Raw genomic sequence first — 15,585 nt, forward strand, 5'->3', positions numbered from 1 at the left:
GGGTGCGCCTCCGGTTGCATCGGTGGAAATAGAACTGGGAGTGCAGCGGGTTGCGGTGTAGTGTCCCAAGTGACGGCCGCTGCAAAGGGAGAGTGCTTGCACCATGGACGGGGAAGCGGCGAAATCAGCCTTTCTGGGCGGGATTCGCGTTTTGATCGTGGAAGACGAATATTTTCTCGCCGATGACCTGCGTAAGGCTCTCGTCACACAAGGGGCGATAGTGCTCGGCCCGGTCGCCACGGCCGAGCCCGCAATCAAATTGCTGAACAGCGGTCAATGCGACTTTGCGATTCTCGATATCAACTTGCGCGGCGAGCAGACATTCGAGATTGCCCGAGAATCGTTGGCGAAAGGCGTTCCGACCGCCTTCGCCACCGGCTATGATCAGACGGCCATTCCAGCAGAGCTCGGCGGTATCAGGCGATTTGAAAAGCCCCTCGAATTCGGTAGCATTGTCGAGTTCGTTGCCGCGACAGCACACGATACGCGATGAACGAGAGAAGCGAGCCGGCGGTTGGCCTGAGAGCGAAGACCTTACGGCACCCGCTTATCCGCAAACTGTCCAATTTCACGGTCCTGTCCGTGGAAGAATGCGACGCCATCGAGAGCGCGACGACAAAGATCGCTGAATTCGCCGCCGGCGATGACGTCATCCAAAGGGGTGACAGGACAGGCGGGGTCAACCTGCTGCTCGAAGGATTTGCCTGCCGCTACAAGATTCTCGAGGACGGTCGACGACAGATCCTTGCCTATTTGGTGCCGGGCGACCTTTGCGATCTTCACGTGTTCCTGCTGCGGCGCATGGACCACTCGATCGGTGCTCTCAGCCGCTCCAAGGTTGCGGCGATCCCGCAGAGCGCCATCCTCGGCTTCACCAACAGCTATCCCAATCTTACGCGTGCGCTCTGGTGGACCACGCTGCTCGACGAGGCGATCACCCGCGAATGGGTCGTCAACATCGGCCAGCGGACTGCTTATGAGCGGATGGCTCACCTTTTTTGCGAGCTGTTCCACAGGCTTCACGCAATTGGTGAAACGGCCGGCAAGAGCTATCCCCTACCGGTGACCCAGGCGACCCTGGGCGATACGCTCGGTCTTTCGAACGTGCACATCAACCGTACGCTTCAGGATCTCAGGCGCGACGGCCTCATTTCGTTCAACAACGGCACCGTAACGATCAAGAACCTGGTGAAACTGGAGGCGGCGGCTTTTTTCAGTCCCGATTACCTTCATCTTTTAGACGTCACGGAGCCTTTTGCATGACCAGGCACGGGCTCATCGAGTGGAGCGCAAAATGAAGCATCATAGGGAACCTGGCCGGCTTCTGCCGGTTCGGCGTGACCGGAAGCGGTAGTGAGCGATGGCCAAGCGCGATTTGATCGGCGGTTCGGTAGGTACGATCGATCCGCTGGGGGCGATCCTCGATGACATCGCTGGGGAGTTGGCCGCTGCGATCGTCCTCCATATTTCCGCCGACGCGGCGATATTAATGCTGCTACCGGTTCGATGGTATCATTCCCGCCGGCTGAAAACCGCGCGCGACGGCACGAAAGCCAATCCTGGGCGCGTGAGCGCGAGCCAAAGGCCGACGAGACGATGCGCCTGGCATCGTGCATCATCGAGGAACGGTTGAAAGATTGACAGGTGGCTGGAAAAAGACCTCGCAAGAAAGACGTCACGGGTACTTTCTCCCGTCCGCAAGGCCTGTCGGCCGAAGAACGCGATGCTTCCACGTCGATGCGGCTCAGCCATGTCGATGAACAGGTGGACGAACGTGACGATCATATCGCCCGGCTCGAAGCCGAACTCAAGATCGCCCGCGACGACCTCCAGAAGACGAAGGCGTTAGCCGCCGAATTGCAGCACCGCGTTCGCAACACGTTGAGCATCGTCCGTTCGATCGCCCGCCGGTCGGTTGAAAACAGCGACGATGTCGAGGACTATGCCTTTCACCTCGAGGGCCGCATCAATGCGCTTGCACGCACGCACAATGTGCTGATGCGATCGGCCTCGGCCACCGTGCAGCTTGACATGCTCGTCCTTGACGAGCTTGCGTCCCAAGGCGGCCGGACGGAAGATCAGTTCACCATAGATGGCCCGGATATTTCCTTGTCCGGAAAGGCGGCGGAGACCTTGGGCCTGGCGTTCCACGAACTCGCTACCAACTCGATGAAATATGGCGCGCTGTCGGCAGCCGACAAATCAATCAGCGTAAGCTGGAAAGTGGATGGCACGCCCGCCAGACAGGAGCTGAAGATCCGCTGGATCGAGGACCTGCATGGTCCGGCAGCAATACCTGCTCGACGCGGCTTCGGATCCGAGCTGATCGAAAAGGTGGTGCCCTACGAGATCGGCGGAGCTGGCTCGCTGCGCTTCACCGATGCCGAGGTGATCTGCACGATGGATATCCCCCTCTCGAACGAAATTCACCCCAGCACGAGCCTGGAGGAGCCGCCAGACGATTTCCAGCATTGAACACCGGCACTCCTGCGCCGGAAGGCGGCCGGGGCCAGGAGCGCGGAGTTGGAAGGGCTGACCCAACACCGACCGAGGTGACGCAACGGCCCCGGGTTGCCGAGCTGCCGCCGCATCGGGCTTCAAATTCTCAAAATGATGGAACTTCAGCGACAACAAAGAGTTCGGAGCGCGGCGACGGCGAGCGCGCTGTCGTGATCTCGCGACTCACCTTGAAGCGGGAGGAACCTGGATCAACAGGAGCTGACCATGAAGTCCCATACACTCGAACAACTACACGCAATCGCGGAAGTTGATACGGTGTGCCCGACAATGACGCGGAACCAACGCCTGGAGCGCTGGGCAAGTCTTCTTGAGCGTCATCCTGAACGGCGCCTCGGAGCGCTTCCGGGCACCGAATATATGAGCCCCGACATGCGCGAAAACGCCTACTGCGTGCAATCCCCCATCAGCGTCGCGTTCGAAGATCCGATACTGCGGGCGCAGGGGCTGGAAGGCGACACCTATGGCGAGGCAAAGCGCTTTTTCGAACTGTCCAACTGGCAGTTGCACAACATCGTCTGTGATTGCCACGTCGGTGCGACCATGAAAGCCGGGTGGGTCGCCGTTCGCGTGCGCGCCGCCATGGGCGAAGGTTTCAATATATTCGCCAGGCTCAGGGCGCTGCTCGGACGTTGACCGAGACGCTATCTCGAATGCGTCGACGGAATGAACAGTCGGTCGACGCATTTTTCCTCCTTGGCGGCAATTGACGTCGCTTCAGGAGCTTCGAGGCTCCGACCCGCTGCCGATGGTCGGATCGGGCACTACCGGACCGCGCTCGGCTTCCGATCCTTCCGCCTCTATTTCCTGCACGGCCTGATCCCAATGCTCCTGCTCTCGGCCCTGCGGGCGACCTTCGCGCTCCCAGATCTCGTAGGCTCGTCGCTTTATGAGTTCTTCCTTGTCCATTGGAAACTCCTCCTGCGTGCCCCAATCTCCGGCAGACCGCTTTGTTCCCTCCGGGAACAAGGCAATGCCTTGGAGCGATCCGGACCAGCCGCCCCGGAGCGACACGGAACCCTTGGGGGATTAGGTCGTTTCCGAGCATCGGCGCGGTGGTGGATGACTTGGAAATGCCCGCCGCCGAACTCTTGGCGACGAACACGCCAATGATGTGCCTGCGCCACGCATTGCCGCCTGTGTGGCCTCGGCCAATCAAAGCCGTGCAGCGGGACCCCAAAAGGCGGAAGCGGCGCAAATATGGGCTTGAGATCATGGCTATTGTCTTTGCGGATCGTCGCGAGGCCGGACGCGTTCTTGCTGGTAAGCTCGGCCACTTCGCAGCGCGCGACGATGTCACCGTGCTGGCGCTGCCACGCGGCGGCGTGCCTGTCGCCTACGAAGTCGCACAGGCATTGAAGGCACCGCTCGACGTTTTCGTCGTGCGCAAGCTCGGCGTTCCCGGTTACGAAGAGTTGGCCATGGGCGCAATCGCGACCTCCGGTGTACGCGTCCTGAACGACGAGATCGTGGAAGGCCTCGCTGTGCCGGCCCACGTCATCGACGCGGTCACTGCCAGCGAGGAGAGGGAGCTTTTACGCCGCGAGCACCTCTATCGCGGCGAGCGGGTGCCGCTCCTTGTTGAGGATCGAATCGCCATTCTCGTGGACGATGGGCTCGCCACTGGGTCGACCATGCGCGCGGCGGTCAGGGCGCTGCGGGAAAAGCGGCCTGCCCGTATCGTTGCGGCCGTTCCGGTCGGCAGTCCCGACACCTGCGAGGCGATGGAGAGCGAGGCCGACGAGGTCGTCTGTGCGACGACGCCGCAGCCGCTCATCGGCGTCGGGCGCTGGTATGAAGACTTCTCCCAAACGAGCGACGACGAGGTCCGCGCTCTTCTCGCCAAGGCGGGGCGACCAACCGCATCGTCCGGACGAGATGCGCCGCAGGATACGGCCAGCCGATTGCACAAGCACGTCGTTCGGCTCTCTGGAGACGCGGGAGACTACGACGAGCTTTTGGCGGCGATCGGCGAGGCGCGCTTTGTGTTGCTCGGTGAAGCTTCGCATGGCACGCACGAATTCTACGAGGAGCGCGCGCGGATCACCCGGCAGTTGATCGAGGAGAAGGGTTTTGCTGCCGTTGCTGTCGAAGCCGACTGGCCCGATACATACCGGGTCAACCGCTATGTTCAAGGAACAGGCGAGGATATCGACGCCGGAGAGGCGCTCGCAGATTTCCGGCGCTTCCCGACCTGGATGTGGCGGAACAGGGTCGTCGTCGATTTTGTCGAATGGCTGCGCCGGCACAATGAAGCGCCCGGCAAGGGCAAGCCGAAAGCCGGGTTCTACGGGCTCGACCTCTATGCCCTGCACGGTGCGATGAAGGCGGTGCTGCGCTATCTCGAAAAGGCCGACCCGGCCGCGGCGGAGATCGCGCGTCGCCGCTATGCCTGTTTCGACCATTTCGGCCCTGACCCGCAGGCTTATGGCTTCATAGCCGGCAATGACGTCGACAAATCTTGCCAGGAGGCTGTGGTCGCACAGTTGGCCGAGATGCTGAAGCAGCGCCCGGCGAAAGCCGAGCCGCGCGAAGGCGCCATCGCGGACGAACTCTTCGCGGCGCAGCAAAACGCCCGCCTGGTGAAGAATGCGGAGGCCTATTATCGCGCCATGTTCCTGGCGCCCGAATCGACCTGGAACCTGCGCGACCGGCACATGGCCGAGACGTTCGAAGCCCTCACCGCTTATCTCGGCCGGCTCGGGCGATCGCCAAAGATCGTGGTTTGGGCGCATAACTCCCATCTCGGCGACGCCAGGGCAACGGACAGGAGCCTGCATGGCGAAATCAACCTAGGACAGCTCATTCGCGAAAAGCATCAGCGCGAGGCCTTCCTCGTCGGCTTCACCACGTATCAAGGAACGGTGACGGCGGCATCGAACTGGGACGGCCCGGCGGAGCGCAAGGCTGTCCGGCCTGCCTTGGCGCGCAGCTATGAGGCGCTGCTGCATGCAGTCCCGGCTGATCGCTTCCAGCTCGATCTGCGCGGCGACGGCGAAGCCCTGCCGCGACGGCTCCTGGAGCGCGCGATCGGCGTCATCTACCGGCCTGAGACCGAACGGGCCAGCCACTACTTCCATGCCGACCTTGCCGCGCAATTCGACATGCTGCTGCATTTCGACGAGACCCGGGCGGTCGAGCCGCTGGAGCGCAGCTCCCAATGGGACGCCGGCGAGCTCGCGGAGACCTATCCGTTCGGGGTTTAGGGACCGATCCAATCGAGTTGGAGATCGCCATGGTCTCAGTCCTGAAGACAAACGAGAAGGCCGTGCAGGTCCCCGCCGGCGGCGCAATGCTCGCAGGCAACCTGTCGCTGCCGCGGGAAGCCCGTGGGCTCGTCCTCTTCGCTCACGGCAGCGGCAGCAGCCGGCACAGCCCGCGCAACCGCTATGTGGCCGGACGGTTGAACGAGGCGGAACTCGCCACGTTGCTCGTCGACCTGTTGACGACCGAAGAGGAGCGTATCGACCAGATTACCGCCGAGTTGCGGTTCGACATCCGCTTGCTCGCCGATCGACTGGTTCAGGTTACCGACTGGCTGCACATGTCCAACGAAACGTCGGCGCTAAGCGTCGGTTATTTCGGCGCGAGCACAGGGGCTGCCGCTGCCCTGATGGCCGCGGCAGAGCGCCCGAATCGAGCGGCCGCCGTCGTCTCGCGCGGCGGGCGTCCGGATCTTGCGGCACCTGCCCTGCCCCGCGTCCGGGCACCAACGCTGCTCGTGGTCGGTGGCGCAGACACGCAGGTGATCGCGCTCAACCGTTCCGCGTTCGCGGCGCTGCGGTGTGAAAAGGAGCTGGCCATCGTTCCGGCTGCGACGCATCTGTTCGAGGAGCCCGGCGCGCTGGAAGAAGTCGCGGACCTCGCGATCCAATGGTTCCTGCGCCAACTGCCCGCGTGACGCCGGCGCCAACGCCATCGCCTCATCAGAGAGCCAGATCGATTGGGGCGTCGGCGCGTTAAAATCATTCCGCGGAGAAGGTTCCATGACGGTCAGGGTTCTGCAATTTCTCGCCATTGTCATTTCGGCCCTCGCTCTCATCCCGGCAGGGGCTCATCTCGCCGCTCTTCCCAACAAGATATCTCTGCCGCAACCGGAATATTTCACCGTCCAAGGCATCTATTACGGATGGGCGGTCCTCGGGTTGCTCTGGCCTTCCGCGCTGATCGTGAACGCATTGCTGGCGATCTCCGTGCGCTCACAGGCTTGGCCGTTTTGGCTCGCGCTGCTCGCGGCGCTCTGTTTCGCGATCATGCTTGCGATCTTCGGTGTCTGGACGCTTCCTGCCAACCAGGCGACGCGGAACTGGACGACAGTTCCTGCAAACTGGGAAGCGCTCAGGCGGCAATGGGAATATTCTCATGCGGCAAACACCGCGATTGTATTCGCAGCGCTCTGTCTCACGACGATGTCGGCGCTCTCGTGGCGTCCGGCCGGTCCGTAGATCTTCGCCGGAGCAAGTCTCTTTTCCTCCGGATCATTTGCGCCATCGACGCGTTAGGTTGTCTGGTCCCGACGTCGCACGGCCACCAGTCCCGCTGTAGCCAACAAGGAGAAAGCGATGCCGGATAAGAAAACCATCGAGAAGGCGCAAAAAGACAAGCGCGAAGGTAAGTCGCCCACCACGCAGGCCGGCGAGTTCGTGCATGACGAAATCGAGAAGATCCGTCGCGGCAAGCATGGCGCGCGCTCGACCAAGCAGGCGATCGCCATAGGCCTTTCGGAGGCGCGCCGCGCCGGCGTCGACCTGCCTCCACCCAAGAAACGAAGCGTCAAGGAGAGTACCCGCAAGAGCGCCGAATACGCCTATGAAGTTGGCCAGGGCGAACGTAAGCCAAAACGCCGCCCCAAGGTCTCGAAGGCCGTTTCCGAGGTTCTCGAACGCGAACCCAAGAGCACGGCATCCCATGAGGCGCTCTCGAGACAGACCAAACAGGCGGCGTCGCGCCGGACGGCCGAGGAGCGCTCGGCCGCAGCCAACAAGGCCTCGGAGACGAAGGGCGCTGCCGGCCGGTCCGCCGCCGCACGCAAAGCGGTCCGCACCAAGGGTGCTGCCGGAAGAAGGAAAGCAGCGCAGAAGGCCGCCAGCACGCGTGCCGGCCGAAGCTAGAAGGTCGAAGACCCGCCACGCACTCTCTCCAGCCGGCTGGTGACAGGTAGTTGGACCGCAGCCAGCTTCAATCGATGCCCACTATGGCGGCTGGCACAATGCGATCGTGTGAGATACGGCCGTCCTTGTCTTTGTCTCGATCCGGCGGGAACAACGGCCCGTGTTCAAGGTTATGGAAAAGCTGCACCGGTGGTGGAGCTTTCACGACAACCTTAGGGAGACGAAAACATGGCGACTGCGAAGAAGGCGGCGACGAAAGGGCTGGAAGCCCTGTTCCTCGACGGGCTGAAGGACATCTATTACGCCGAAAAGAAAATACTCAAGGCGCTGCCCAAAATGGCCAAGGGCGCCGAGTCCGAGGAGGTCGCGGCGGCTTTCGAGAAACATCGCGTGGAAACCGAAGGCCAGGTCGACCGCCTCGAACAGGTGTTCGAGCTGATGGACAAGCCGGCCCGTGGCAAGACCTGTCCGGCGATCGACGGCATTCTCGAAGAGGGGTCGGAGATTCTCGACGACTATAAGGGCGACCCAGCATTGGATGCAGGACTGGTCGGAGCGGCACAGGCGGTCGAGCACTATGAAATCGCGCGCTACGGCACGTTGATCGCGTGGGCTGAACAGCTTGGCAAGAGCGATGCGGTCAAACTCCTCAACGAGACGCTCAAAGAGGAAATGGCAACCGATGAAGCGCTTACAGGCTTGGGCGAAGGCGGGGTCAATGAGCGCGCCCTTGAGAAAGCCGCTTAACCGCCGGGCAGCCCGGCGCTAGGCGCCTGGCAGCCTTCCTGTCCAGAGCGGGATGCGTTCGAGTTGAATTGCGCGTCTCGCTCTGGATTTGGCTGCCGGGAACCTCGATCCGCGCAATGCCGGAAGACCTGTCTCGCGAGAAAGAGCAACGCGGTACCGGAAAGCTCATCGCCTGGGGCGTCGCGACGCGGCCGTGATGCGATCGATGCTTCCCCGAAGGAGTGCGAACCATGCCCCTGACGCTCAGCAGTCCCGCCTTTGCCGAAGGCGGAGAGATCCCCGAAAGCTACACTCGTGGCGGCAAGAACGTATCTCCGCCGCTAAAGTGGTCCGGGGTACCGGACGGCACAAAGAGCCTCGTCCTTGTCGTCCAGGATCCCGATGCGCCGAACGGAACGTTCAGCCATTGGGCGGTGTTCAACATTTCGCCGGAGGTTCTGGAGTTGCCCGAGGCGGAAAGCGGCAGACCGGGTCCACAGGCCCTCAGGCAAGCGCGGAATGATTTCGGCAACGCCTATTACGACGGCCCGGACCCGCCTGTCGGACACGGTATCCATCACTACCACTTCCGGCTGGCCGCGCTCGACACGCCGAACCTTGCCATCCCCGCGAGCACGGGCGTGGAGCGTATCTGGCAGGAGGCGCAGAAACACTTGATCGAGCAGGCAGAGCTCGTCGGAACCTACGAACGCGCCCGGTGATTGAAGGCAGACTGGTCCAGGTACCGTAGTCGACAAGCGGAACGGTTCTTCTCTCCACCGGTTTGTGAGGGGAAAGGAGACGTCCCATGTTTGAGAGTGTCATGTGGCTGATCGTCGTCGCCGGCGGGCCATTGTTATTGGTCGCATTGCTAGCGTATGTCGTCGTCACTCGCCGTCGCCGTGGCCCCGCAGAACGCAGAGAAAGCGACCGCGCCACCGATCGGCTTTATCGTCAGGACAAGGACTGACCGCGGCTACCATGGCCCGAAGCAAAACTCGACCAGCAGACCGAATACCCTTGCACATGTCACGGAGATTTCGGGCAAGCCACCCGAAGCCAGATAGGACGGCAAGTGCCCCGCTGCCCTGGCGGGTTTGTCCTTCAGGGCCGGTTTATTGCCCTGCCGCCATCGTGTTCAGGGACGTATTCACCCGCGGTGACGTCAAAACCGGTCCAGCCATCTGCCTCATAGGCTCTGCGGCGTTCCATCAGGTCGACGGCGCTTGACTGACCCAGAATGTCCTCGGCTTCCGGAACAAGCTCATCATCCACCTTGGCCGTCACCAGCGTACCGCCGCGACGTACGCCCTCTGCATAGACATTTGCATCGTTTTCGGAAACGCCCGAGTCCGTCAGACCGCCAATTATGCCGCCGGCCGCGCCACCTGCTACTGCGCCGGCAACCGCGCCGGCGGCGGTAGCGGCAAGCCATCCGGCCGCGACCACTGGTCCAACGCCCGGAACGGCCATGACGCCCAACCCTGTCAGCAAACCGCCGGCGCCGCCGACCACGGCTCCTATACCTGCGCCGCTCGCGGCGTCTTCAGCGGCTTCGGAAGGATTTTGCTCGTACCAGCCATCCGAGTTGTTGGCCATGATGCTGATATTGGAACGTGGCACTCCCGTCGCTTCCAGTTCGCCGACCGCGTCGGCTGCGTCATCATAGTTGTCGAACAGTGCAGTTACGGTTTTCATTTTGATATCTCCTGATCGTGCTCACTTGCTGTCGGCGACGACGTTGCCCTGGTAGTCGAGCCCGACGGCGACACTTTGGCCCGACTTGGTCGCCTGGCCGCGCCAGATGCCTTGGTCGTCCTTGGCAAGCTTCGACACATTGGAATAGCCGGCATCCTCGATGCGGCTCTTTGCCTGGGTCTCGGTGAAACTGTTTGCGCCGGGCACGAGGCCGGCGGCATTGGGTGCATTGGTGGTTTTCACCGCGGGTGTGGTCGCCCCCGTGATGGAGTCCTGGGCGGCGGCGATCTTCTCAATCATCTGCTGATGCATCTTCAAGGTACCGACCGTTTGCTGGGCGAAGGTCTTGAGGGCCGCGTTGTCGCCGTCGCGCGCGTAGCTTTCAAACAGCTTCACGGCATCGGCGTGCGCTTTGCGCTGCATGTCCACATAGGCCGGGTCGATTGGCGGCTGTGCGTTCTGGAGCTTGTCCAGGTCACCTTGATGCGGCGCATCGAGCGCCGTCGGCACTTTCAACTTCTGGTCGCCGGCAATGGTTTCCAGCTTGGCGTTGGCCGCGCCGTGGTCCCGGATTATTGTCTGCGCGAAGTTCTTGATGCTTTGGTCCTGGGCCTTGTCCTGGGCGATCTTGCTCGAATCGACTTCGAACTTGCCGCCAATAGCGGCCTTGTCGACGAAATCCTGGGCGCTGTCGGCAGCCAAAGCAGGCATTGCGATAAGCATGGAAGCAGCGGCGAGCGAGGCAAGAAGGTGTCGCGGTTTCATAGGCTTTGTCCTTGTCGATGCGCGATATTACGATGCGTCCTAACAAGCCAAGATGTGCTTTGTTCCGGCGCCGGGCGATGCGCTGCCACCCCGAGCGAAGGCCCCCACAGGCACCCGGACCAACAAAACTTTCAACATCAGCACCCGCGGCGCGGAACAACAGCGAGCCTGCCGGATTTGATTTCGAGGAGAGAGATCATGGCCAAGATTTCAAATTCCACGCCTGCCGCAGCCAGGGGTGAAGTTCAGGCCGGAGCCACGCGGGACAAAACGCCCGGATTCGATCCAGCCATTGCCCCATTCGAGACCGACGCCGAGGCGGCGGACACGCAGAACCCGGTCACTGAGGCAGGTCCGCAACGTTCTTCCCGGCCAAAATTCGAAAACGATGCCAGCTTCGCCAACGCGATGCGGCCGGTGGAGAACGAGCCCGAGTTGCAGCCCCGCAGCAAATGGCCGCTAATGGTGATTGCGGCCGTCGTGCTGATAGCGGCCGCGGTGTTCCTGGCAGCCAGCCTGCTGCGGTAAGGCGCATCACCCTGAGTGCAGACAGCGTCGGACAACCCTTGGCTGAGATCGAGCACTTTTCGCGTGGCCCTCGGCCGGGACATCATCGATCCTGCTTTCCGCGCCGATGAGGTTCGGGTGCGCCCCTCATGCCGGAAAGCTCGGTTGTCGAACATAGCAGCCGCGGCCGTGCGGGATCGGAGATGTCGAGCTTGTCCCAAGGAATACGGTACAAGCCGTCGCGACGGCGCAGCTGGAAGAGGTCCAGCACTGCCGCACCGATGGTCGAGGCCGAGAGACGCTCGAAAGCGGCGTAGATACCGACATGGAATTCGGTAACGACGAAGTCGTCGCCGGCCGGTTCGGCACGTATCTCCTCGATATAGCCGATACTTTTGCCCTGCTGCGAGAGAACGCGTCGGCCGGCCAGATGTTCGAGGTTGACGGTGGACATCATCAAGCTCCCGGAATGCGCCCGATGATATGGTCGCGCAGCCAGTCCTGCCAGGCGAAGATCGACGTCTCGCGCACATCGATATCGAACTGGATGTCGACGCCTATGTCCTGAACCTTGGTCCAGGCGATCCGGTGCGGCTTGCCACGGCGTTTACCGCCCCACGCTGCCGCAAGCCGCGTCATCCAACGCCCGGGCCGCTCCCCGAGGCGGCGCGCAAGGGTGACGGAGCCGAGCTCGACCGCGACGATCCTCGGCGGGTTGCCCCGCCGCAACTCGGCCACCAGCCCGTCGATCTTGCCGATCTTGACCTGCTCGCGGTCGACGATCTGCTTGTCCAGGATGTCGCGCAGCAAATCCATCACGTGCCTCCGAATATCTGCAGGGGAATGGTCACCACGGCGAGCACGAAACCGAGCGCGATGATAAAGATCACCGCGGCATTCGAGACGATACCGTTGCGGTGCTCGCCGACATAGCGTTTGTCGTTCAGCAGAAAAAGGAAAGGAACGACCGTCAACGGCAGGCTGGCCGCGGTCAGCGCCATGGAAAAAATAGTGAGCTTCAGCGGATCGAGGCCAAGCATGATAGGGATGGCGGCCAGAAACAGTGACACCGTGTAGACGGCGCTGAAGCCGGGATCGTCGCGCGGCTTGAGGTCTTCACCCCAATTCCATCCGAAAACTTGCGCCACCAGATAAGCCTGTTGCAGCCCAACCTCGAGAGCGGCACCGAAGCAGGCAATGCCGAGTGAGGCAACGAACAGGACGAACCCCCAGAAGCCGAATATCGGAATCAACATCAACGGCAATTGATGATAGTCGTCGACCTGATCGATGCCGTGCGTTGCAAGCACGAGCGCGGCCACTATCAACACGCCGATCGAAATGGCGCCGCCGAAGGTCATGCCCAGTCCGGCGATGGCCCGATTGGTTCCGAGATAGCTTCTGTCCCACTGGTCCTCGATCGCCCCCGAGGAATAGAACATGAACAGGTAAGGCGATATCGAAGCGCCGAGAATGCTCACCGCCATGAACCAGTAGTTCGCCGCGTCGTGGGCCGGCAGCGTGGGCACCGCACCGGACGCGACAGCTGTCCAATCGGGCTTCAGCATCACCGCTGCGACCACGAAGCACAGCGTCACAAGGCCGAGCATCGACACGCCTTTCTCGATCAGTCCGAACGTGCCTTTCCACAGCAACAACCATGCCATCAAAGCCACCGGTAAAGCCCACCATTGAAAGCCGATTCCGGTGGCGAGCTCGAGCGCGATGGCAACACCACCGATCTCGGCGGACAGCACCATGAAATTGACCAACAGGGCGGCAAGCAAAGGCCACAGCGAAACGTTGAAGCCAAATCTTTCCCGGATCCCGTCGGAGATCGTGTGATGGCTCACGGCGGCAAACCGGCCGGCCATCTCGACCAGAAAGATGATGCAGATGGTGCCGAGAACGACCGCCCAGATCAGCTGAAACCCGAAGGCCGCACCTGCCTGGGCCGCCGTCGCCATTGATCCGACTTCCAGGAAGCCGCCAACACTGGTGACGATGCCCAGCGATATTTCCAAGAGCTTCTTCATGCCTTCGGCGCGAAATATCGGGCGTACGCGTCGGCCAGAACCCGCGTGGCCGTCCGAATATCCTCTTGAGCCTCCTGCACCTGCGGGCGGCGATCCGCTTGCAGTCCCGCACGGGCGCGGTCAACCGCGATCGACAAATCCTTGACCGCAGCCGCCAACGCAGCTTGCTCGGCAGGCTCAGCCGATGTGGTCGATCTGATCTTGGCGTCGATGTCGGCCAGCGTGGTGCCGGCCGATTGCAGCGTGCCAGAAACGTATGCGGTGGGGGCCGCTCCCGCAGACCAGGCATCAAGCGTCATCGATACGGTCCGCGCCGTGGAGGCGGCAGTTCGTGATTGCTGCTCGATCTGGTCGGACGACGAGCATGCGGTCGACATGGCCATCAGCAACAGCAGGCACGCGCTGTCGCGGCCAAGGCGATAGCCGCTAAGGATTAGAGCCGGCGTTGGATCCGCCACACGAATGACCTCCCCCACCGACGAAACCATGTTCGGCGTAGTTTGATCTAGCGCGCCCGCCCGGCCCGTCAACCGAGGCCACCGAACGAGCAACGGAGTGCAAGCCATGTCGGCCCTGACAGATGCCAAGCGGCCGCGGCAGGAACCGGCTCCAGCGGAACAAAGCCTCGATAGCCGGATTAACGAGGAGACGGCTGGGCAGTTCGACTTCCGCCCTGATCGTCGTGCCGCGAGAATGGTCAACTGGCAGGGAAAGGACCCCTCAATGCCCCGTCTCATTGCCTGGATAGCCATCGTGGTGATTGTGCTTGTCGCGGCTTGGATATGGTTCGGGCACGATACATCGGGCAGCGGGGGCGGCAGCCAACCCGCGCCTCACGCGATAGACCAGAACGGGTAGTTCAGTCTGGATGATCCTGCTCGGCCCCGCTCCGCTCGACCCTGTACTCGTGAATCAGGCCTAGGATCTGAGCCTTGACCGTCTCGCGCGCCTCAGGTTGGACGAAAGGCATCAGCCGTTCGACAAGTTCGCCGACCGTCTGCGGGAGATCCGCGGCGGAATCGGTAAGCTGGCTGCCATGTTCGTAGACATTGTCCGTCAATTTCTTGTCGAGGTCGGATAGAAATCCCATCGTCGCACTCCCCATAGCTGCTGCCCGCTTCCTCATGCTCAATGGCCGGCCCGGCAGAAATGTTCCGCACAGGACGCTGGCGTTACGGAGCGGCCGGATATCCGATGCCGGCGGGAAGGGGGTTGCCGGCGATCGCGTCAACGCAATGTCGTCTGTCCCGGATCCCCTCGCCTGGCTTTGGACGGGATCAGCCTGCCGGCATTGGCCCGCAATCCCCTGACGAATTCCTCCAGATAGGGAAGCAATTCGAAAAGCAGGATCACGGCCATCACGCAGACAATGTAGGTCACCGGCAGTTGCTGCGATTTCCAGACAAGTTCGAAGCGCGCGGTTTCCGTTCCCGCCCCGAACAGAGCAAGGAACTGTTCCCAGTGGAGGGAAATGACGCTGACCACCCCCATCAGCGGGATCATCTCCAGGAAGCTGTGAACGTGCTGCTCGATCGGCGTGACGGTGCGGGCCGTGGTGGCGTAGCTGACGTCCCACATCGCCGTCGCCTCGTGGATGAGGAAAGTGACGATCATGATGAGGATGATCAGGGCATTAACGTCAAGAAACATGGCGGCCAGCAAAGGTATTCCGACCTCGGCGAACATCAGAAGGTGGATCAAGGATTCCTTGGCGCCTGTCGTCGATTCGATGTGAGAGGCGCGATGGCAGAGCCAATCGGCAAATCCGGCGGCCAACCAGACTGGCAGCAGGAAATACATCAAAATCAGCACGGTGGGGTCTGACAGCATGACATCCTTTCACGAGTGGCCCCGTTCGAGGTGGCTATTGCTGCCCCGGCATTTCGGTGTTTTCCTGGGGATTTTTCCGGACGCCCGCGGCTGGGGAAGTATCCGTCGGCGCGTTACCGCCCTGGTTCTGTTCAGGCGCCCGCTTCAGAGGCGAAGTATTCCAGCCCATATCGGCGTAGAGAAAGCCTATGAGAAAGCCAATGATGATGATGGCGGCTATCACGAGCGAAAGCACTGCATTGCGTCGCACCATTGCCAGGCTCCCTTCCCAAGCCGAACAGCCGATCACGAAAATAGTTCCCAAAACCAGCCGCGATCGCACCTCGGTCGCGTCGGCTTCGACACGCAAGATTCGACGCCAACACTGCACGGAGCCGCGGGAACAATCGGTGACG

23 protein-coding genes are annotated in these 15,585 nt (G+C 61.9%); 13 read left to right on the forward strand and 10 right to left on the reverse strand.

Features of this window, described 5'->3' with window-relative positions:
* Window positions 1-103: 103 nt before the first annotated feature.
* The 5 genes from FJ964_RS26960 to FJ964_RS26980 all read left to right on the forward strand — a co-directional run bounded on the left by FJ964_RS26960 (window position 104) and on the right by FJ964_RS26980 (window position 3,153).
* Window positions 104-493: a response regulator gene (locus tag FJ964_RS26960; protein ID WP_140553402.1), complete on the forward strand. Its 390-nt coding sequence runs from the start codon at window positions 104-106 to the stop codon at window positions 491-493.
* Window positions 490-1,263, forward strand: a complete 774-nt coding sequence (locus tag FJ964_RS26965) for a Crp/Fnr family transcriptional regulator (protein WP_140553403.1) — start codon at window positions 490-492, stop codon at window positions 1,261-1,263. The genes FJ964_RS26960 and FJ964_RS26965 overlap by 4 nt, the downstream gene beginning before the upstream one ends.
* Before the next feature lie 97 nt (window positions 1,264-1,360).
* Window positions 1,361-1,633: a hypothetical protein gene (locus FJ964_RS26970; protein ID WP_140553405.1), complete on the forward strand. Its 273-nt coding sequence runs from the start codon at window positions 1,361-1,363 to the stop codon at window positions 1,631-1,633.
* An 11-nt stretch (window positions 1,634-1,644) separates the two neighbouring features.
* Window positions 1,645-2,475: a sensor histidine kinase gene (locus FJ964_RS26975; RefSeq protein ID WP_140553407.1), complete on the forward strand. Its 831-nt coding sequence runs from the start codon at window positions 1,645-1,647 to the stop codon at window positions 2,473-2,475.
* Window positions 2,476-2,724: 249 nt separating this feature from the next.
* Window positions 2,725-3,153: a hypothetical protein gene (locus FJ964_RS26980; protein WP_140515225.1), complete on the forward strand. Its 429-nt coding sequence runs from the start codon at window positions 2,725-2,727 to the stop codon at window positions 3,151-3,153.
* 81 nt (window positions 3,154-3,234) lie between these two features.
* Here FJ964_RS26980 and FJ964_RS26985 read toward each other — a convergent pair whose 3' ends face one another.
* Window positions 3,235-3,426 (reverse strand): DUF2934 domain-containing protein, encoded by a 192-nt coding sequence (locus tag FJ964_RS26985; protein WP_140553408.1) that lies wholly within the window; start codon window positions 3,424-3,426, stop codon window positions 3,235-3,237.
* A gap of 305 nt (window positions 3,427-3,731) precedes the next feature.
* Between FJ964_RS26985 and FJ964_RS26990 the strand changes: the two genes are divergently transcribed.
* The 7 genes from FJ964_RS26990 (at window position 3,732) to FJ964_RS27020 (ending at window position 9,324) form a co-directional block, all read left to right on the forward strand.
* On the forward strand, window positions 3,732-5,723 hold the full coding sequence (locus tag FJ964_RS26990; RefSeq protein WP_224713393.1) for an erythromycin esterase family protein: 1,992 nt from the start codon (window positions 3,732-3,734) through the stop codon (window positions 5,721-5,723).
* Between the two features lie 29 nt (window positions 5,724-5,752).
* On the forward strand, window positions 5,753-6,418 hold the full coding sequence (locus FJ964_RS26995) for a dienelactone hydrolase family protein (RefSeq protein WP_140553410.1): 666 nt from the start codon (window positions 5,753-5,755) through the stop codon (window positions 6,416-6,418).
* A gap of 85 nt (window positions 6,419-6,503) precedes the next feature.
* Complete coding sequence (locus tag FJ964_RS27000; protein WP_140553411.1) at window positions 6,504-6,962, forward strand: DUF1772 domain-containing protein; 459 nt, start codon at window positions 6,504-6,506, stop codon at window positions 6,960-6,962.
* Window positions 6,963-7,079: 117 nt separating this feature from the next.
* Entirely contained in the window at window positions 7,080-7,628 is a 549-nt protein-coding gene (locus tag FJ964_RS27005) for a DUF6496 domain-containing protein (RefSeq protein WP_140553412.1), read from the forward strand.
* 228 nt (window positions 7,629-7,856) lie between these two features.
* Window positions 7,857-8,375 carry a ferritin-like domain-containing protein gene (locus FJ964_RS27010; RefSeq protein WP_140553414.1) on the forward strand — a complete coding sequence of 173 codons (519 nt, stop codon included), beginning with the start codon at window positions 7,857-7,859 and terminating at the stop codon, window positions 8,373-8,375.
* Between the two features lie 230 nt (window positions 8,376-8,605).
* Window positions 8,606-9,076 carry a YbhB/YbcL family Raf kinase inhibitor-like protein gene (locus tag FJ964_RS27015; RefSeq protein WP_140553415.1) on the forward strand — a complete coding sequence of 157 codons (471 nt, stop codon included), beginning with the start codon at window positions 8,606-8,608 and terminating at the stop codon, window positions 9,074-9,076.
* A gap of 86 nt (window positions 9,077-9,162) precedes the next feature.
* Window positions 9,163-9,324, forward strand: a complete 162-nt coding sequence (locus FJ964_RS27020; protein ID WP_140553417.1) for a hypothetical protein — start codon at window positions 9,163-9,165, stop codon at window positions 9,322-9,324.
* Between the two features lie 134 nt (window positions 9,325-9,458).
* Here the strand turns inward: FJ964_RS27020 and FJ964_RS27025 are convergent, their stop codons facing one another.
* Together FJ964_RS27025 and FJ964_RS27030 are read right to left on the reverse strand one after the other, a co-directional pair.
* A complete protein-coding gene (locus tag FJ964_RS27025; RefSeq protein ID WP_140553419.1) occupies window positions 9,459-10,052 on the reverse strand; it encodes a hypothetical protein in 594 nt (197 codons plus the stop codon).
* A 21-nt stretch (window positions 10,053-10,073) separates the two neighbouring features.
* Window positions 10,074-10,817 carry a DUF4142 domain-containing protein gene (locus FJ964_RS27030; protein ID WP_140553420.1) on the reverse strand — a complete coding sequence of 248 codons (744 nt, stop codon included), beginning with the start codon at window positions 10,815-10,817 and terminating at the stop codon, window positions 10,074-10,076.
* 198 nt (window positions 10,818-11,015) lie between these two features.
* Here FJ964_RS27030 and FJ964_RS27035 point away from each other — a divergent pair, with 198 nt between their 5' ends.
* The gene (locus FJ964_RS27035; RefSeq protein WP_140553422.1) at window positions 11,016-11,345 is read left to right on the forward strand and encodes a hypothetical protein; all 330 of its coding nucleotides are present in this window, start codon (window positions 11,016-11,018) and stop codon (window positions 11,343-11,345) included.
* A gap of 82 nt (window positions 11,346-11,427) precedes the next feature.
* Here FJ964_RS27035 and FJ964_RS27040 read toward each other — a convergent pair whose 3' ends face one another.
* From FJ964_RS27040 to FJ964_RS27070, 7 genes are all read right to left on the reverse strand, one after another.
* Window positions 11,428-11,778, reverse strand: a complete 351-nt coding sequence (locus FJ964_RS27040) for a hypothetical protein (RefSeq protein WP_140553423.1) — start codon at window positions 11,776-11,778, stop codon at window positions 11,428-11,430.
* Window positions 11,779-11,780: 2 nt separating this feature from the next.
* Entirely contained in the window at window positions 11,781-12,140 is a 360-nt protein-coding gene (locus FJ964_RS27045) for a hypothetical protein (RefSeq protein WP_140553425.1), read from the reverse strand.
* A complete protein-coding gene (locus tag FJ964_RS27050) occupies window positions 12,140-13,360 on the reverse strand; it encodes an Nramp family divalent metal transporter (RefSeq protein ID WP_140553427.1) in 1,221 nt (406 codons plus the stop codon). Before FJ964_RS27050 ends, FJ964_RS27045 begins: the two co-directional genes overlap by 1 nt.
* The gene (locus FJ964_RS27055) at window positions 13,357-13,818 is read right to left on the reverse strand and encodes a hypothetical protein (RefSeq protein ID WP_140553428.1); all 462 of its coding nucleotides are present in this window, start codon (window positions 13,816-13,818) and stop codon (window positions 13,357-13,359) included. The genes FJ964_RS27050 and FJ964_RS27055 overlap by 4 nt, the downstream gene beginning before the upstream one ends.
* Window positions 13,819-14,219: 401 nt before the next feature.
* On the reverse strand, window positions 14,220-14,450 hold the full coding sequence (locus FJ964_RS27060; protein WP_140553430.1) for a hypothetical protein: 231 nt from the start codon (window positions 14,448-14,450) through the stop codon (window positions 14,220-14,222).
* Window positions 14,451-14,587: 137 nt separating this feature from the next.
* Entirely contained in the window at window positions 14,588-15,190 is a 603-nt protein-coding gene (locus FJ964_RS27065) for a diguanylate cyclase (protein ID WP_140553431.1), read from the reverse strand.
* Between the two features lie 34 nt (window positions 15,191-15,224).
* Window positions 15,225-15,539 (reverse strand): hypothetical protein, encoded by a 315-nt coding sequence (locus tag FJ964_RS27070; RefSeq protein WP_224713392.1) that lies wholly within the window; start codon window positions 15,537-15,539, stop codon window positions 15,225-15,227.
* Window positions 15,540-15,585: the final 46 nt, after the last annotated feature.

Source organism: Mesorhizobium sp. B2-3-2 (assembly GCF_006442295.1).
Lineage (GTDB): Bacteria > Pseudomonadota > Alphaproteobacteria > Rhizobiales > Rhizobiaceae > Mesorhizobium.

What these genes read in the sequence shown, in the direction of transcription:
- FJ964_RS27020 (WP_140553417.1), top strand. Translation starts at nt 9,163, where the DNA reads ATGTTTGAGAGTGTCATGTGGCTGATCGTCGTCGCCGGCGGGCCATTG.
- FJ964_RS27045 (WP_140553425.1), bottom strand. Translation starts at nt 12,140, where the DNA reads ATGGATTTGCTGCGCGACATCCTGGACAAGCAGATCGTCGACCGCGAG.
- FJ964_RS27005 (WP_140553412.1), top strand. Translation starts at nt 7,080, where the DNA reads ATGCCGGATAAGAAAACCATCGAGAAGGCGCAAAAAGACAAGCGCGAA.
- FJ964_RS27040 (WP_140553423.1), bottom strand. Translation starts at nt 11,778, where the DNA reads ATGTCCACCGTCAACCTCGAACATCTGGCCGGCCGACGCGTTCTCTCG.
- FJ964_RS27035 (WP_140553422.1), top strand. Translation starts at nt 11,016, where the DNA reads ATGGCCAAGATTTCAAATTCCACGCCTGCCGCAGCCAGGGGTGAAGTT.
- FJ964_RS27010 (WP_140553414.1), top strand. Translation starts at nt 7,857, where the DNA reads ATGGCGACTGCGAAGAAGGCGGCGACGAAAGGGCTGGAAGCCCTGTTC.
- FJ964_RS26970 (WP_140553405.1), top strand. Translation starts at nt 1,361, where the DNA reads ATGGCCAAGCGCGATTTGATCGGCGGTTCGGTAGGTACGATCGATCCG.
- FJ964_RS26960 (WP_140553402.1), top strand. Translation starts at nt 104, where the DNA reads ATGGACGGGGAAGCGGCGAAATCAGCCTTTCTGGGCGGGATTCGCGTT.
- FJ964_RS26995 (WP_140553410.1), top strand. Translation starts at nt 5,753, where the DNA reads ATGGTCTCAGTCCTGAAGACAAACGAGAAGGCCGTGCAGGTCCCCGCC.
- FJ964_RS26985 (WP_140553408.1), bottom strand. Translation starts at nt 3,426, where the DNA reads ATGGACAAGGAAGAACTCATAAAGCGACGAGCCTACGAGATCTGGGAG.
- FJ964_RS26980 (WP_140515225.1), top strand. Translation starts at nt 2,725, where the DNA reads ATGAAGTCCCATACACTCGAACAACTACACGCAATCGCGGAAGTTGAT.
- FJ964_RS27025 (WP_140553419.1), bottom strand. Translation starts at nt 10,052, where the DNA reads ATGAAAACCGTAACTGCACTGTTCGACAACTATGATGACGCAGCCGAC.
- FJ964_RS27065 (WP_140553431.1), bottom strand. Translation starts at nt 15,190, where the DNA reads ATGCTGTCAGACCCCACCGTGCTGATTTTGATGTATTTCCTGCTGCCA.
- FJ964_RS26990 (WP_224713393.1), top strand. Translation starts at nt 3,732, where the DNA reads ATGGCTATTGTCTTTGCGGATCGTCGCGAGGCCGGACGCGTTCTTGCT.
- FJ964_RS27060 (WP_140553430.1), bottom strand. Translation starts at nt 14,450, where the DNA reads ATGGGATTTCTATCCGACCTCGACAAGAAATTGACGGACAATGTCTAC.
- FJ964_RS27050 (WP_140553427.1), bottom strand. Translation starts at nt 13,360, where the DNA reads ATGAAGAAGCTCTTGGAAATATCGCTGGGCATCGTCACCAGTGTTGGC.
- FJ964_RS27015 (WP_140553415.1), top strand. Translation starts at nt 8,606, where the DNA reads ATGCCCCTGACGCTCAGCAGTCCCGCCTTTGCCGAAGGCGGAGAGATC.
- FJ964_RS26965 (WP_140553403.1), top strand. Translation starts at nt 490, where the DNA reads ATGAACGAGAGAAGCGAGCCGGCGGTTGGCCTGAGAGCGAAGACCTTA.
- FJ964_RS27000 (WP_140553411.1), top strand. Translation starts at nt 6,504, where the DNA reads ATGACGGTCAGGGTTCTGCAATTTCTCGCCATTGTCATTTCGGCCCTC.
- FJ964_RS27030 (WP_140553420.1), bottom strand. Translation starts at nt 10,817, where the DNA reads ATGAAACCGCGACACCTTCTTGCCTCGCTCGCCGCTGCTTCCATGCTT.